The following is a 17,177-nucleotide window of genomic DNA, read 5'->3' on the forward strand; positions in this document are numbered from 1 at the left end:
ACGGCTAGGAGCAGGAGCGCGGCGAAGGCGGGTGGGTGGCGGGTGTGTGGGCTCCTCTCCGTCCAGGGACGTGAACTGCCCGGTCGCGCAGGAGGGGATGGCCCGCATCCGGCCCGGTCGCGTTCCCGCGTTGTGCAACAGGCGCGGCAGCCGGGTGCGTTCGGTTCCGGCACTCTCCGCGGACGGCAACGGGCCGGACGCTGCTCACCCGGCCGACCATGGCGCCGAGCCCGATGGTCGAGCAGCCTGCCCGCGATGCGCTGGGCGGCGCCCCGAGTCGGGCTGCCGATGTCCATCCCACTGTCCACCATGCACAGTTTCCCGCCGCCCGAGCCGGGCCCCATCGCGGTGGCGTCCTCCTTCCACGCGCCGGTCGGACTCACCCTGCCCCACGGACTGTTCATCGCCGTCCCCGTCGGTGTGCTCGTCGCCCTCGTGCGGCCCCGCCTCCCCTTCGTGCGCGCGATGGACCCGCGGGTGCCCAAGGGGCTCGTGGGCGAGGAGGTCTTCGAGGACGAGGACATGCCGGGTACCGGCTGGTCGCCGGCCGTCGCCCTGCTGCCCGTCGTACTGATCGCTGGTGCGGCCGTCACCGACCTGGCCACCTCGGCAGACACCTCGCCGTCCCGGGCCTGGCAGGGGTACTGGCCGTGGAACGCAGCCTGGACGCCCTGGGCGTGCGAAGGCGCCCGGCTGGCTGCCGGGCGCCTTCGCGGCGCTCAGCGTGCCTGCTCCTCCCGCGGGGATGCGGGCTGCCAGGCGTGGGCGGGGACGACGAGGGGGCCGCCGGTGACGGGGTCGGGCACGACGACGCAGGAGAGGCCGAAGACGTCCTGGACCAGGTCGGCGGTGACGACCTCGTTCGGCGGGCCCTGGGCGACGATGCGGCCGGCCTGCATGGCGACGAGGTGGTCGGCGTAGCGGGCGGCCTGGTTGAGGTCGTGGAGGACGGCGACGACGGTGCGGCCGCGCTCGTGGTTGAGTCGGCGCACGAGGTCCAGCACCTCCACCTGGTGCGCGATGTCCAGGTATGTCGTGGGCTCGTCGAGCAGCAGCAGGTCCGTGTCCTGGGCCAGGGCCATGGCGATCCACGCCCGCTGCCGCTGGCCGCCGGAGAGCTCGTCCACCGGGCGGTCGGCGAGGTCCGCGGTGCCGGTACGCTCCAGCGCCTCGGTGACGGCCCGCTCGTCCGCCTCCGACCACTGCTGCCACCACTTCTGGTGCGGCTGGCGGCCGCGGGCCACGAGGTCGGCGACGGTGATGCCGTCCGGCGGCGTGGGGGACTGGGGCAGGACGCCGATCGTCCGCGCGATCTGCCTGCCGGGGACGCGGGCGAGTGCGGCGCCGTCCAGCAGCACCGCGCCTCGGCGCGGTGTGAGCAGGCGGCCCAGCGCCCGCAGGAGGGTGGACTTGCCGCAGGCGTTGGGGCCGACGACGACCGTGACCCTGCCGTCGGGGACCTCCAGGTCCAGGCCCTCGACGACGGTGCGGTCCTCGTAGGCGAGGGTCAGGTCCCGCGCGGACAGGCGGCTGGTGGATGGAGCGCTCATGAGGAGGTGCCTCCGGAACGGCTGCGGGTGCGGACGATGAGCCACATCAGGTACGGGGCCCCCACCGCGGCGGTCAGGACGCCGACGGGCAGCTCGGTCGGGGAGAACATGCGGCGTGCCAGCAGGTCCGCGGCCACGACGATCAGGGAGCCGGTCAACGCGGCGCTCAGCAGCGGCACGTGGGCCGTGCGGGTGAGCCTTCGCGCGATCTGCGGGGCGAGCAGCGCGACGAAGTCGACCGGTCCGGCGGCACCGGTCGCCACGGACGCCAGCACGACCCCGAGCACGGTCAGGCCGAGCCGGACCCGGTCCAGGCGCACGCCGAGCGCGTCCGCCGTGTCGTCGTCGAAGGACGCGCTGCGCTGGGCCCGCGCCGCCCACAGGGCTGCCGGGACGCTCAGCAGCACGACGAGCGCAAGGGGCCGCGCCTCCTCGTAGCCGCGGCCGTTGAGGGAGCCGGTGAGCCAGATCTTGGCCTGCTGGGCCACCAGGTAGTCGCCCTTGGTGAGGAACAGTTGCGTCAACGAGCCGAGCGCGACCGACACGCCGATGCCGACCAGCACGAAACGCGACGAGTGCAGCCCGCGGCGCCACGCGAAGGAGTACACCAGCACGGCGGCGGCGAGGCCGCCGGCGACGGAGACGTACGGCAGCGCGTCGTAGGCGACGGCGTTGAAGCTGATCGCCGCCACCGTGGCGGCGCCGGCGCCGTGCGTGACACCGATGACGTCGGGGCTGGCCAGCGGGTTGCGTGCCACGGTCTGCACCAGGGCGCCCGCAACGCCGAACGCCGCCCCCGCGAGGAGGGCGACGGTCAGCCGGGGCAGCCGCAGCGTGCCCACCACCAGAGTGTCGGGGCTCGGGCGCCCGAGCAGCACCCGGACGACCTCCACCGGTGGGACGAAGGACTCGCCGACACACAGGTACGCCACCACCGCACACGCGAGGAGCACCGCCAGCACCGCCGAGACAGCGACCGCCCGGCGGTGCACGAGGAAGCTGGCGCGTCCGCCGCGCAGGACGGCGTGCCCGGCCGGGCGGACGGGGGCCGTGGTCCTGCTCATGCGGCCACCGCGGCCCGGCGCCGGACGAGCACGATCAGGAACGGCACGCCGATCAGGGCGGTCATGACGGCCACCGGAACCTCCGAGGGTGGGAAGACGATGCGGCCGAGCACGTCGGCGCCGAGGATCATCACCGGCCCGAGGAGCGCGGCCAGCGGCAGCACCCAGCGGTGCGCGCTGCCCACCAGGGCACGGGCGATGTGCGGCACGGCGAGGCCGGTGAACGCGATCGGCCCGACCGCGGCCACCGCCGCTCCCGTCAGCACGGTCGCGCCCAGCGCGCCGAGCACGCGCAGCAGGCCGACGTTGTGCCCGAGGGCCTTGGCGGCGTCGTCGCCGAGCGCGAGCGCGTCCAGCCCCCGGGCCAGCGCCGCGACCAGCACAAGTCCGGCCAGCAGGAACGGCCAGAGCTGGCCGATGATCTCGCTGCCGCGGCCGCTGAGCGAGCCGACCTGCCAGAAGCGGAACTCGTCCAGGGCGCGCCCGTTGGTCGTGGCGACCCCGGACACCAGCGAGGCGAGGAAGGCGTTCATCGCGGCGCCCGCGAGGGCCAGCTTGACCGGCGAGGCCCCGCCGCGCCCGCGACTGGCGACCGCGTACACCCCCACCGTCGCCAGCGCCGCGCCCGTGAAGGCGAACCACACGTACCCGCCCAGCGTGTGCACGCCGAAGAACGCGATGGCGCACACCACACCGGCCGAAGCGCCCTGGCTGACACCGAGGATGCCCGGTTCCGCGATGGGGTTGCGGGTGACTCCCTGCATCACCGTCCCGGCGAGCGCGAGAGCCGCGCCGGCCAGTACGCCGATGACCGTGCGCGGCACCCGCAACGACCGCACCACCTGTGCGTCGTCGCTGGTGCCGCCGTGCACCAGGGCCCGGATCACCTCGCCCGGCGCGACCGAGCGGCTGCCCACGCCGAGGCTCAGCAGGACGGCGACCAGCAGCATCGCCGTGCCGGCCAGCAGCCAGCCGGCCCGGCCGAAGGTACGTGACGTCATGGTCCGTGCCCGGTCAGGCCGTCAGGTGCTTCTGGAGGTCGTCGAGCACGGCGTCGGCGGCGGTGACGCCGAGCCCCAGGTACCAGGTCTCGTCGGGCACGTCGTAGGCGTGGCCGTCCCTGACCGCCTTGAGGTTCTTCCAGAGGGGGTTGCTCTGGGCCTTGCTCTTGTCCGTGGCCTTCGGGTCGCCGTAGACACCGGTGAAGATCCAGTCGGCGTCGGCCTCGTCGATGTTCTCCGCGCTGATCTCGGTGGCCAGGTCCTCGATGTCCTGGTTCTTCGGGCGCGGGATACCGACGTCCTTGAGGATCGTGCCGATGAAGGAGTCGTTGGCATAGAGCCGGATGACGCCGTCGGGCATGTATCGGACCATCGACACGGTCGGCTTGTGGGCGCCGAGCCTGTCGCCGAGTGCCTTCGCACGCTTGTCGTAGGCGGCGAGCTGGGCCTTGGCCTGCGCGGTCTTGTCCAGCGCCGCCGCGTTGAGGAGGTAGTTCTCCTTCCAGGGGAAGCCGGGGCGGATCGAGAAGACGGTCGGCGCGATCTTCGACAGCTCGTCGTACGAGGCGGCGGCGCGCAACTGGCTGCCCAGGATCAGGTCGGGCTTGAGGGCCGCGATGGCCTCCAGATTGAGGCTGTTGATGGTGCCGACGTCCTTCGGCGTCCCCGCCTCCTTCCTCAGGTAGGACGGCAGCCGCGGCGAGCCCTCGGACAGGGCCACGCCGACCGGCTTCACTCCCAGCGAGACGACGTTGTCGAGTTCGCCGACGTCCAGCACGACCACGCGCTTGGGCTGCGCCTTTATCACGGTAGTGCCCATGGCCTGCTTGATCGTGCGCGGCCACTGGCCGGGTTCGGCGTCCGTGCCGAGCGCGGCGGTCTTCTCGGCGGCGTCCGCGAAGTCCTTCCCGCCCTTCGCGACGGACTTGGAGTCCGCCGCCCCCGAGCCGGCCGCGGCGGAGGCGCCGTGACCGCCCACGCCACCACCGGAGGACCCGCCGCACGCCGCGAGCGACAGCGCGGCGGCGACCGCGAGAGCGACTGCGGCCGTGCCGCGGCGCGGATAAGACATGGGGCAGCTCCTAGCTGTGGTTCACCCTTAAATCATTAGGTGAGCCTTACCTTATGCGGCACGGGTGTGCGCGACGCAAGGGGGTCCCCTCGCACGGGCGGCGGCTCGGCGGGGCGGAACGGGAGTCCCCGCCGGGAGGAGGAGTGCCGCCGTCCGGGCGCGTGGGGCCCAGTGCAGAAGGAAGGGGCTCCGCGGAGCCGCCCGGGCCGGCGAATGGCCGGTACGGGAGCGGGGCGCCCCGGTTGGCTGCTCAGGAATATGGCCGGATTATTACTGCTCGGATATATGGCCGGAAAGGTGTGAGGTGACCGACTGCCACGCGTGAGGTGACACGATTGAACGCATCTCCCTCCGCTGTGCGGAGAAATGGGGGACGACTTCCTCGATGGCCGAATGTGGCGGAAGCCCGAGGCGGTCAGGTCGGAAAACCGTCGGGGAATTCGCGGAAAAGCGGCCGCCGCGGCGGCACGGAATGGCGCACTGCTTGACAGGGCGGTGGGGGAGCGGCATGCCGTGACGCGTACTCCGTTGCTGCGTCTGCTCGCGGACATGCGGGCCCGGTGGCGCCGGGCGCGGTCGGGCGGTGCCTCGGCAGCCGCGCCGGCCGATGCGCACCGCTCCTCGCCCCGCGGTGACCGGAGGCGCCGAGGGGCCGTTCGCCGCCCCTGCCCGCCGTCGCCGCCCCGCGGGCCCCCGGGGCCGTGTCCTGGACGGTGGTGACGTCGTTGAGCTGTGCATGGGGTGCGGGGCGTGCCAGGGGATCGTGCCGGAGGGGCCGCGCGAGAGTGCGGAACCGAGGGTCCCGCCCTGGGGGATCCGTTCGCCGGGCGGCGCCGCGCGGGACCACCGCCACCGGGGCCGGAGAACTCCGCGCTCGCTCCCCGAGGTGAAGGCGCGCACCCGTCCTGCCGGAGTCGAAATCATGTCACCGCCCGCTCGTGCGGCGCCGACTGAGGGCGAACGAAGCAATGGCTCAATCAGATCAGGCGGACGATCAGATTTCGTCACGATCACCGAATTATTACTACCGGTAACGCGAAGTCCGGTGATTACTTCCGCCCCTGTGGCCAGCGAAGACAATGCGAAGGCCGGAAGGCGACGCCCTAAACGTGACCTGGGGCACGTGGTTTTCGCCGGTTCGGGCTAGGTATCGTCCTTCAAGTCTAAAGCTTTCTGCCGCTCCAACCTGGAGAAACTCAGCCGTACAACACGCTGCCGCCGCCCCGCGGCGGCCCATCGGGCCACACGGCTTCGTACGCCGCCCGTACCGACGGTGCACCACCGGACGCCTCCGGGCGGTACGGATCCGCACAGGGGACTCGCGGCCTGTTCCGCCATCGGCAGGCAGGCGCCATCCGGCACGGATCCCCACCACGACACCACACGACACGGCCGGGGCCGGCTGTGCGGGACCCGTGTGCGCACGGGCCCACCGCACGGGGAGGCGGCGCGGTCTCCACCCGCCTCGCCGCCCGGCGAGCGCCGGAAAAAGATGGGATGGCAGTGCCCGGTACTCCGCACCGCATCTGGCCCTTGTCCTCGGCGCAACGCGGCATCTGGTTCGCGCAGCAGCTCGATCCCGACAGCCCGAGCTACAACACCGCCGAGTATCTGGACATCGACGGCCCCGTCGCCGTGCCGACACTCCAGACGGCGGTGCGGCAGGTGGTGGCGGAGACCGACACCCTCAACGTTCGCTTCACCGACGACGGCCAGGGCCCGCGCCAGACGTACGAACCCGCCGGCGACTGGCAGTTCCAGGTCCTCGACATCGGCGCGGAGCCGGATCCACGCGCGGCCGCCGAGGCATGGATGCGGGCCGAGCTGGCGGTACCGGTGAGCCCGCAGTCCGGCCGGACGTTCACCCTGACCCTGCTCAGGGCCGGGGCCGAGCGCAACTTCTTCTACCTGCGCGGCCATCACCTCGTCACCGACGGACACATGTGCGCACTGTTCGCGCACCGGGTGGCCGAGGTCTACACGGCCCTCGCGACCGGGACACCGCAGCGGGCGGACGACGGCGGTTCGCTGGACCTGCTCCTCGCCGACGACACCGCGTACCGGCACTCGGAGCGCTTCAGCCGCGACCGGGACCACTGGCTGAACCGGCTGGCCGGCCGTCCCGAGGCGGTCACCCTCGCCGGCCGCACGGGCGGGATCTCGCGGAGCTTCCTGCGGCAGAGCGCGCGGATACCGGACGCCACCGCCGACGGCCTGCGGGCGCTGGCCCGCCGCTCACGGACCGGCCTGCCCGTTCCCCTGATCGCCGCCACGGCCGTGTACCTCGCCCGGATGACCGGCGCCGGCGAAGTGGCCCTCGGCATCCCGGTGGCGGGACGGACCGGCGGCGGCCGCAACATCCGCGGACCGATGTCCAACGAACTGCCGCTCTGGCTGGAGGTCCGGCCGGACATGAGTGCCCGGGACCTGATGCGCCAGGTGTCCGCAGAGACCCGGCTGCTGCTGAAGCACCAGCGGTACCGGTACGAGGACGTGCTGCGCGAGCTGCGGACGGTCGGCGGCGAGCGCCGCCTGTTCGGCCCGACGGTCAACATCATGTCCTTCGCCTACGACCTCGCCTTCGGGGCGGCCCGGGCGACCACCCGGAACCTGGCCATCGGACCCGTCGCCGATCTCTCCGTCCGCGTCGACGACCGCTCGGGCGACGGCGCGCTGCACGTCGACTTCGACGCCAACCCCGCCGTGTACGACGCGCAGGAGAACGCCGCGCACCAGCGGCGCTTCCTGCGCGTCCTGGAAGGCCTCGCCACGGCCGACCCGGAAGCGCCCGTCGGCCGCATCGACATCCTGCTCCCCGGCGAGCGCGCCCGGGCACTGCCGCCGCGGCCGACGGCGGACGGCCCGGGCGCCGCGGCCCCCGGCCCGACGCTCCCGACCCTGTTCGAGGAGCGGGCACAGCACACCCCCGGCGCCGTGGCCGTCGTCTCCGGGGACGGCGAACTGACCTACGCCGAGCTGAACGAGCGGGCCAACCGGCTGGCGCGGCTGCTGCTGGGGCGGGGGGCAGGGCCGGAGCGGCTGGTGGCCGTGGCGCTGCCGCGCTCCGCCGACCTCGTGGTGGCCCTGCTCGCGGTGGTGAAGACGGGCGCCGCGTACCTGCCGGTCGACCCCGGCTACCCGCCGGAGCGGATCGCGCTCACACTCACCGACGCCGCCCCCGTGTGCCTGGTCACCACCGGCGAAGGGGCCACCGGAACCCCCTACGACGCGGACGCCGTACGGCTGGACGCCGACGCCACCCTCCGCACCCTGGCCGCCGGGCCCGGCGGGGACCTCACCGACGCGGAGCGGCCCGGACCGCGGGACCCCGCCCACCCGGCCTACGTCATCTACACCTCGGGGTCGACGGGCACCCCCAAGGGCGTAATCGTCCCGCACCGTAACGTGCTGCGGCTCTTCCGGGAGACCGACGCCTGGTTCGGCTTCGGCCCTGACGACGTGTGGACCCTCTTCCACTCCTACGCCTTCGACTTCTCCGTCTGGGAGCTGTGGGGGGCACTCCTGCACGGCGGCCGGCTGGTCGTCGTCCCGAAGGACGAGAGCCGTTCCCCCGCCCGCTTCCTCGACCTGCTCGTATGCCACAGGGTCACGGTGCTCAACCAGACGCCGTCGGCGTTCCAGCAACTGATGCGGGCCGACCAGGACGACCCGGAACGCTCCGCGCGGCTGGCGCTGCGCACGGTCGTCCTCGGCGGTGAGGCGCTGGACCCGGCCGGACTGCGCGAGTGGTACCTGCGGCATCCGGCCGACGCGCCACGGCTGGTGAACATGTACGGCATCACCGAGACCACCGTGCACGTCACCCACGCCCCGCTCGACGAGTGCGACGCGGCCGCCGAGCCGCCCCGGAGCGTGATCGGCGAGCCGATCCCCGACCTGCGCGCCTACGTGCTCGACAACGCCCTCCAGCCGCTGCCGCCCGGTGCCACCGGCGAACTGTACGTGGCGGGGCCGGGGCTCGCCCGCGGCTATCTCGGGCGCCCGGGCCTGAGCGCGGAACGCTTCGTGGCCGACCCCTTCGGCTCCGCCGGGCAACGCATGTACCGCACCGGGGACCGCGTCCGCCGGCACCAGGACGGCAGGCTCGACTACGCCGGGCGGGCGGACGACCAGATCAAACTGCGCGGGTTCCGCATCGAGCCCGCGGAGATCGAGGCCGTGCTGGCCCGGCACGAGGCGGTCGAACGGACCGTGGTGCTGGTGCGCGAGGACCGGCCCGGCGACCGGCGGCTGGTGGCCTACGCGGTGCCCGCCGGCGGCGCCCGGCCCGAGGCGGGCGCGCTGCGCGAGTTCGCCGCGCGGAACCTGCCCGGCCACATGGTCCCGGCGGCCGTCGTCGTCCTGGACCGGCTGCCCCTGACGGCCAACGGCAAGCTCGACCGGGCCGCGCTGCCGGCCCCGGCGTTCACCCCGGGCCCGGCGCGGCGCCCGGCCCGCGACGCGACCGAGCGACTGCTGTGCGACCTGTTCGCCGATGTCCTCGGCCTGGACCGGGTGGGCATCGACGACGGCTTCTTCGAACTCGGCGGGGACTCCCTGCTGGCGACCCGGCTGCTGAGCCGGGTACGGGCCGCCCTCGGCGCCGAGCTGCCGATCCGCACCCTGTTCGACACGCCGACGGCGGCCGGCCTCGCCGCGGCGCTGCGGCAGGCGGGCGGAAACGCCCGCCCCGCGGTGCGTCCGGTGGAGCGCCCCCCGGTGCTCCCGCTGTCGTTCGCCCAGCGCCGGCTGTGGTTCCTCAACCGGCTCGGCGGCCCCGAGGCCGGGGCCGACTACAACATGCCGTTCGTCCTCAGGCTGGAGGGCGGACTCGACAGGGCGGCACTGCGGGCGGCACTCGCCGACGTCGCAGGGCGCCACGAGAGCCTGCGCACGGTCTTCCCCGAGGCCGACGGTGCCCCGCGCCAGCTCGTGCTCGACCCCGGGACGGCCGCCGTCGCCCTGCCGGTGCGCCACGTCGACGAGACCGGACTGGCACAGGCCCTGGCGGCGAGCGCAGCCACGGGGTTCGACCTGACCGCCGAGCCGCCGCTGCGCGCGGAACTGTTCGCCCTCGGCCCCGACCGGCACGTGCTGTCGCTGGTGGTCCACCACATCGCGGGCGACGCCTGGTCCATGGTGCCGCTGGGCCGCGACCTGGCCGCCGCCTACGCGGCCCGCCTCCGCGGTGAGCAGCCGTCCTGGCCCCCGCTGCCGGTGACCTACGCGGACTACACGCTGTGGCAGCGGGACCTGCTGGGACAGGAGAACGACAAGGACAGTCTCATCGCGCGCCAGGTGGCGTACTGGGCCCGTACCCTGGCGGGCCTCCCCGACGAACTCGCCCTCCCCGCCGACCGCCCTCGCCCCGGCGTTGCGAGCCACCGGGGCGGCACCGTGCCCGTGCGCCTGAGCGCCGACCTGCACACAAGGCTCACGGCCCTGGCCGAGGAACGCGGCGTGACGCTGTTCATGGTGCTCCAGGCGGGGCTGGCCGCGCTGCTGACCAGACACGGTGCGGGCACCGACATCCCGATCGGGTCGCCCGTCGCGGGACGCACCGACGACGCCCTCGACGACCTGGTCGGCTTCTTCGTCAACACCCTGGTCCTGCGCACCGACACCTCCGGTGACCCGGGCTTCGGCGAACTGCTCGCCCGGGTGAGGGAGACGGACCTGGCGGCGTACGCCCACCAGGACGTGCCCTTCGAACACCTCGTGGAGGTCCTCAACCCCGCCAGGTCGCTCAGCAGGCACCCGCTGTTCCAGGTGCTGCTCACGCTCACCGGCAGGCTTCAGGCGCCGGCCGCACTGCCCGGCCTGCGCGCCGAGGCGGAGCGCGTGGAGTCGGGCACCGCCAAGTTCGACCTGGCGTTCAACCTGACCGAGTCCACCCGCGCAGCAGGCGGCCCCGGCGGTGTCGAGGGGTACGTCGGGTACGGCGGCGACCTGTTCGACCGCACCACCGTCGAAGCCCTGACGGCGCGCTTCGTAAGGCTGCTCGAGGCGGTGGCGCAGGACCCTGACCTGCCCCTCGGCGCCCTGGAGATCCTCGGCGAGGGCGAGCGCCACCGACTGCTGACGGAGTGGCAGGGCATCGGCGCCGAGCACCCGCGTCCCGCCGCAACTCTGCCCGAGCTGTTCGAGCGGCAGGCCGGGGCCACCCCGCGGGCCCGCGCGCTCGCCGCGCCCGACGCCGAGCTGTCCTACGCGGAGACCGAAGCCCGGGCCAACCGCCTGGCCCACCTGCTGATCTCCCGTGGGATCGGCCCGGAGCGGGTGGTAGCCGTCGCGCTGCCCGGCTCCGCCCAACTGGTCGTCACGCTGCTCGCGGTGCTCAAGACCGGTGCCGCCTATCTGCCGGTCGACCTCGCGCAGCCCGGCGCGCGCATCTCCCACCTGCTCGCCGACGCCGCGCCCGCCCTGCTGCTGACGGACAGCGGGTCGGCGGCCAAACTCCCCGCGAGCACCGGCCCCGCCCGTCTGCTGCTCGACGACCCCGAGACCGCCCGGGCGCTGGAGCACCGGCCCGCGACCCGCCCCGCCGACACCGACCGGACCGCCCCGCTGCTGCCCGACCACCCCGCATACGTGATCTACACCTCGGGCTCCACGGGCCGGCCGAAGGGCGTGGTGGTCGCGCACCGCGGCCTCGCGGAGTACGTGGCCCGCGCCCGGCGCGTCTACACCGGCCTGGAAGGGACGGTCCTGGTCCCCACGCCGCTGGCCTTCGACCTGTCGGTCACGGGTCTGTACGGCGCGCTGACCCGCGGCGGGTGCGCGGTGGTGGCCGGGCTGGACGACGACCCCTGGCTGACGGCGCTGCTGGCCCGCACCCCGGTGACGTTCATGAAGGCGACCCCGAGCCATCTGGGGATCCTGGCCGCACTGCCCGCCGGGTTCGCCCCGGTGCGGCAGCTTGTGTTCGGCGGCGAGGCGCTGCACGCCGGGCCGCTGGAGGAGTGGCGCGGGCGCCACCGGGACGTGGCCGTGGTCAACCACTACGGCCCGACGGAGGCCACCGTCGGGTGCCTGGACTTCCACCTCGCCCCCGGCGAGGCGGTGGGCGCCGCCGTTCCGCTCGGCCGGCCGATGACGGGCATGCGGGCGTATGTGCTCGACGCCGGTCTGCGGCCGGTGCCGCCGGGAGTGGCCGGTGAGCTGTACGTCGCCGGGGCGCAGTTGGCGCGCGGCTACCTCGGCAGGCCCGGGCTGACCGCCGAGCGGTTCGTGGCGAACCCCTTCGGCGGAGCGCCGGGCGCCCGGATGTACCGGACCGGGGACCTCGCCCGGTGGACCGCGGACGGGTTCCTCGTCTTCGCGGGCCGCGCCGACGAACAGGTCAAGATCCGCGGCCACCGGGTCGAACTCGGCGAGGTCGAGGCCGCGCTGACCGACCATCCCGCGGTGGCGCAGGCGGCGGTCGTGGTCCGGGAGGACCGGCCGGGGGACCAGCGCCTCGTGGCGTACGTCGTCCCGGCCGACGGCTCCGGCGAGGGCCCCGCAGGCCCCGCGCAGCTTCGCGCGCACCTGGCGCGTCGGCTGCCCGAGCCCATGGTCCCCGCGCTGTTCACCACCCTCGGGGCGCTGCCGCTGACCCGCAACGGCAAGGTGGACCGGCGGGCCCTGCCCGCCCCCGCACGGGCACGGGCGAGCGCGGGCCGGCCGCCGCGCAGCCCGGAGGAGGAGATCCTCTGCGGCCTGTTCGCCGAGGTGCTCGGCGTACCCCGGGTCGGCATCGACGACGAGTTCTTCGCCCTCGGCGGCCACTCCCTGCTCGCCACCCGCCTCGTCAGCCGTGTACGGACCGTACTCGGCGCCGAACTGCCCATCCGGGCCGTGTTCGAGACGCCCACGGTGGCCGGGCTCGCGGCCCGTCTGGAGAGCGCCCAGGGCCGCCGCGGGCGCCCGCCGGTGCGCCCCCACCCGCGGCGTCCGGAGACGGTCCCGCTGTCGTTCGCGCAGCGCCGCCTGTGGTTCCTGCACAAGCTGGAAGGGGCGAGCCCGAACTACAACCTGCCCTTCGTCGTACGGCTGGAGGGCCGGCTCGACCGTGCCGCACTCGCCGCGGCGCTCGGCGACGTCGTGGCCCGGCACGAGAGCCTGCGCACCGTCTTCCCGGACTCCGGCGGACTGCCGCGCCAGGTCGTCCTGGCCGCCGGGTCCCCCGCCGCCGCCGTCCGGCTGCCGGTACGGCGGATCGCGGACGCCGACGGGGCGGACGGCGGCGGGCTCGCCGAGGCCGTCGCCGCCGCGGCGGCCCACCGGTTCGAGCTGACCCACGAGCCGCCGCTGCGGGCCGAGCTGTTCGCGCTCGGTGCGCAGGTCCACGTCCTGGTCGTGGTCGTCCACCACATCGCCGGCGACGGCTGGTCGAACGGCCCGCTGGCCCGCGACCTGTCCGAGGCCTACGCGGCCCGTCTGACCGGAAGGGTACCGCGCTGGGAACCGCTGCCCGTCCAGTACGCCGACTACACCCTGTGGCAGCAGGAACTGCTGGGCCGCGAGGACGACCCGGAAAGCCTGGCCGCCCGCCAGATCGCCTACTGGTCGCGCGCCCTCGACGGGCTGCCCGAGGAGCTGGACCTGCCCACCGACCGGCCCCGCCCCGCGGTGGCCGGCTACACCGGCTCGGTCGTACCCGTCTCGGTCGACGCCGAGCTGCACGCCCGCCTGGAGGAGCTGGCCCGTGCCTCGGGCGCGAGCCTGTTCATGGTGTTGCAGGCGGGCCTCGCTGCGCTGTTCACCCGCCTCGGCGCGGGCACCGACATCCCGCTCGGCAGCGCGATCGCGGGGCGCACGGACGACGCGCTCGACGACCTCGTCGGGTTCTTCCTCAACACCCTCGTGCTGCGCCTGGACACCTCCGGCGATCCGGGCTTCGACGAACTGCTGGGCCGCGTCAGGCAGACCGCGCTGGCCGCCTACGCCCACCAGGACGTGCCCTTCGAGTACCTGGTGGAGGTGCTGAACCCGGCACGCTCGGCAGCCCGGCACCCGCTCTTCCAGACCATGCTCACCCTGCACAACAACGCCGAGCCGCGACTCGACCTGCCGGGGCTGCGGGTGAGCCCGGACATGGCCGAGGTCGGCGCGGCCAAGTTCGACCTGTCCTTCGGGCTCACCGAGGCGCGCGGCCCCTCCGGCGAGCCCGCCGGTCTCGGCGGCGTCCTGGAGTACAGCGCCGACCTGTTCGACCACGCCACCGCCGAGGAACTGGCGGCCCGCTTCGTACGGCTCCTCGGGGCCGCGGCCGCCGACCCCGGCCGGCGCATCGGGGCGCTTGAGATCCTCTCCCCCGAGGAGCGGGAGCGGATCCTGGGAGCCTGGGCCGGCACCCCGCAGGAGGCGTACGGCCCCACCCTGCCCGAACTGTTCGAGCGGCAGGCGGCGCTGACCCCCGACGCTCCCGCGGTCGTCGCCGGCGGCACCACGCTGACGTTCGCCGAACTCGGCGCGCGTGCCGACCGGCTGGCCCGACGGCTGGTGGAACGGGGTGTGGGCCCCGACGTGCTGGTCGGGCTGTGCGTGACCCGCTCACCCGAGATGGTCCCGGCGATGCTGGGGATCTGGAAGGCCGGCGGGGCGTGCGTCCCCCTGGACCCGGGCTACCCGCGGGAGCGCCTCGCGTTCGTGCTCGCCGACTGCGCGGTGCGCGTGCTCGTCACCGAGCGGGCACTGACCGGCTTGACGGGCGACCACCCGGCCGACACCGTCCTCCTCGGCACGCAGGAGCCGCAGGACGGTCCGGACACGGTCGGCGGGCCGCCGCCGCTGCCCGCCGTGCGCGCCGACCACACCGCCTTCATCGTGTACACCTCCGGGTCGACCGGCGTGCCCAAGGGCGTGGCCCTGCGGCACGGCGGCATCGCGAACCTGTTCGCCAACCACCGCGACCGCGTCCTCGCCCCGGCCGCGCGTGCCGCCGGCGGCCGGCTGCGGGCGGCACACACCGCCTCGCTCTCGTTCGACCTGTGCGTCGGACAGTTGCTCGCCCTCCTCGCGGGCCACGAACTGCACGTCGTCGACGAGGACACCCGCCGCGACGCCGCCGCGCTGGGCGCCTACGTACGGGCGCACGAAATCGGCCACCTGGCCATCAGTCCGACCCTCACCCAGGAACTCCTCGGCCTCGGCCTGCTCGGCGGCGAGGGGCACCAGCCCTCCGCCATCGTGCTCGGCTCCGAGGCCACGGGACCGGCGCTGTGGCAGCGGCTGCGGGAACTGCCCGCCACCGAGGTGCACAACTACTACGCACCCAGCGAGTGCACGGTCGACGCGGTCGGTGCCACCGTCTTTGGCAGCAAGCGGCCCCGCATCGGCCGTCCGGTGGCGAACACCGCGGCCTACGTGCTCGACGCCGGGCTGCGTCCCGTGCCGCCCGGCGTACGGGGCGAGCTGTACCTGGCGGGCGCCCAGCTCGCCCGGGGTTACCAGGGCAGGCCCGGCCTGACCGCCGAGCGGTTCGTGGCGAACCCCTTCGGCGGCGCGCCGGGCGCCCGGATGTACCGGACCGGGGACCTCGCCCGGTGGACCGCCGACGGCGCTCTCGAGTTCGCCGGGCGGGCCGACGACCAGGTCAAGCTGCGCGGGTTCCGCATCGAACTGGGCGAGGTCGAGGCCGTGATGTCCCGTCACCCGGACGTCGCCCACGCCGTGGCCGTGGTACGGGAGGACCGGGCCGGCGACCGGCGGCTGGTCGCCTACACGGTCGCGGCACCGGGCGCCGTGCCCGATCCGGCCGGGCTGCGCGCCCACGCCGCCCGGTCGCTGCCGGAGTTCATGGTGCCCTCCACCGTGGTGCCGCTGGACGCGCTGCCCCTCACCCCGAGCGGCAAGGTCGCCCGCCGCGCCCTGCCAGCCCCCGGGCCCACCGCGCCCGTCGGCGGCCGGGCACCGCGCACGGCCCGCGAGGAGATCCTGTGCGGGCTGTTCGCCGACGTCCTCGGCAGCGCCCGGCCGGGCATCGACGACGGGTTCTTCGCGCTCGGCGGGCACTCCCTGCTGGCCACCCGGCTGGTGTCCCGGATCCGTGCCGTGCTCGGTGTGGAACTCGCCGTGCGGGACGTGTTCGAGGCACCCACGGTGGCCGCCCTGGCCGCACGGCTGGACACCGGGGGCGAGGCACGGCCCGCCCTGCGCCCGGCCGCGCGCCCCAGGACGCTCCCGCTGTCGTTCGCGCAGCAGCGGCTGTGGTTCCTGCACAAGCTGGAAGGCGCCGGCGCCGCGTACGCCATGCCGCTGGCGCTGCGGCTGCGCGGCGGTCTCGACCGCGCCGCGCTGACCGCCGCCCTCGCCGACGTCGTCACCCGCCACGAGGTGCTGCGCACGGTCCACCCGGAGACCGGCGGCACCCCCGAGCAGGTCGTGCTCGCCCCGGAACGGGCCGCGCCCGGCCTGCCGTGCCGCGCCGTCGACGAGGCCGGGCTCCCCGGGGCGGTCGCCGCCGCGGTCGCCCACCCCTTCGACCTGACCGCCGAACCCCCACTGCACGCGGAGCTGCTCGCCGTCGGCCCCGACGACCACGTCCTGGTGCTGGTCCTGCACCACATCGCGGGCGACGGATGGTCCAACCTGCCGCTGGCCCGGGACCTGTCCGCCGCCTACGCGGCGCGCCGGGCGGGCGGGGTCCCGGCCTGGACGCCGCTGCCGGTCCAGTACGCCGACTACACCCTGTGGCAGCGCCGCCTCCTCGGCGACCCCGCCGACCCCGCCAGCCTGGTCTCCCGGCAGACGGCGTACTGGGCGAAGGCCCTGGCGGACCTCCCCGAGGAGCTCGTGCTCCCCGCCGACCGGCCCCGGCCGCCCGTGGCCGGACACCGGGGCGGCCGGGTGCCCTTCGCCCTGGGCGCCGCCGCTCACACCCGGCTCCGCGAACTCGCCCGCGACTGCGACGCGAGCCTGTTCATGGTGGTGCAGGCCGCGCTCGCCGCCCTGCTCAGCAGGCTCGGAGCGGGCGACGACATCCCGATCGGCACGCCGGTCGCGGGGCGTACCGACGACGCCCTGGACGACGCGGTCGGCTGCTTCGTCAACACCCTCGTACTGCGCACCGACACCGCGGGCGACCCCGTCTTCACCGACCTGGTGGCCCGCGCCCGCGAGACCTCCCTGGCCGCCTACGCCCACCAGGAGGTCCCCTTCGAGCACCTGGTGGAAAAGCTCGAACCGGCCAGGTCCCTGGCCCGCCACCCGCTGTTCCAGGTGATGCTGGCGCTGCGGAACACCGGCGAGACACCGCTCGACCTGCCGGGGCTCGCGGTGAGCACGCTGCCGCTGGGGACCACGGCCGTGAAGTTCGACCTCTCGTTCACGGTGACCGAGACGAGTGGCCCGCACGGCGAGGCAGCCGGCATCGACGGCGAACTCGACTACGCGAGCGAGCTGTTCGACGAGGAGACGGCCCGCCGGATGGCCGACCGTTTCGTGCGGTTGTTGGGGGCGGTGGCGGTTGATGCGTCGCTCAGGGTGGGGGATCTTCCTGTTCTGG

General features: G+C 74.5%; 5 protein-coding genes and 1 pseudogene. 2 read left to right on the forward strand and 4 right to left on the reverse strand.

Annotated elements, in window-relative coordinates:
- Positions 1-276: 276 nt before the first annotated feature.
- Positions 277-618 (forward strand): annotated as a pseudogene (locus IE313_RS28450) (GntT/GntP/DsdX family permease); the annotation flags it as partial.
- 101 nt (positions 619-719) lie between these two features.
- Here IE313_RS28450 and IE313_RS28455 read toward each other — a convergent pair.
- Genes IE313_RS28455 through IE313_RS28470 form a run of 4 tightly spaced genes read right to left on the reverse strand, consistent with a single transcriptional unit; the run spans position 720 to position 4,687 of the window.
- On the reverse strand, positions 720-1,550 hold the full coding sequence (locus tag IE313_RS28455; protein ID WP_189937203.1) for an ABC transporter ATP-binding protein: 831 nt from the start codon (positions 1,548-1,550) through the stop codon (positions 720-722).
- Complete coding sequence (locus IE313_RS28460; protein ID WP_189937205.1) at positions 1,547-2,614, reverse strand: FecCD family ABC transporter permease; 1,068 nt, start codon at positions 2,612-2,614, stop codon at positions 1,547-1,549. The genes IE313_RS28455 and IE313_RS28460 overlap by 4 nt, the downstream gene beginning before the upstream one ends.
- Complete coding sequence (locus IE313_RS28465) at positions 2,611-3,615, reverse strand: FecCD family ABC transporter permease (protein ID WP_229925034.1); 1,005 nt, start codon at positions 3,613-3,615, stop codon at positions 2,611-2,613. The genes IE313_RS28460 and IE313_RS28465 overlap by 4 nt, the downstream gene beginning before the upstream one ends.
- Before the next feature lie 13 nt (positions 3,616-3,628).
- Positions 3,629-4,687, reverse strand: coding sequence for an ABC transporter substrate-binding protein (locus tag IE313_RS28470; protein WP_189937207.1), 1,059 nt, complete (start codon positions 4,685-4,687; stop codon positions 3,629-3,631).
- Between the two features lie 1,497 nt (positions 4,688-6,184).
- On the opposite strand from IE313_RS28470, the gene IE313_RS28475 reads away from it, so the two are divergent.
- Positions 6,185-17,177: non-ribosomal peptide synthetase (locus IE313_RS28475; RefSeq protein ID WP_189937209.1), on the forward strand; the 10,993-nt coding region annotated here is incomplete at its 3' end.

It is taken from the genome of Streptomyces sulfonofaciens, from assembly GCF_014656295.1.
Lineage (GTDB): Bacteria > Actinomycetota > Actinomycetes > Streptomycetales > Streptomycetaceae > Streptomyces > Streptomyces sulfonofaciens.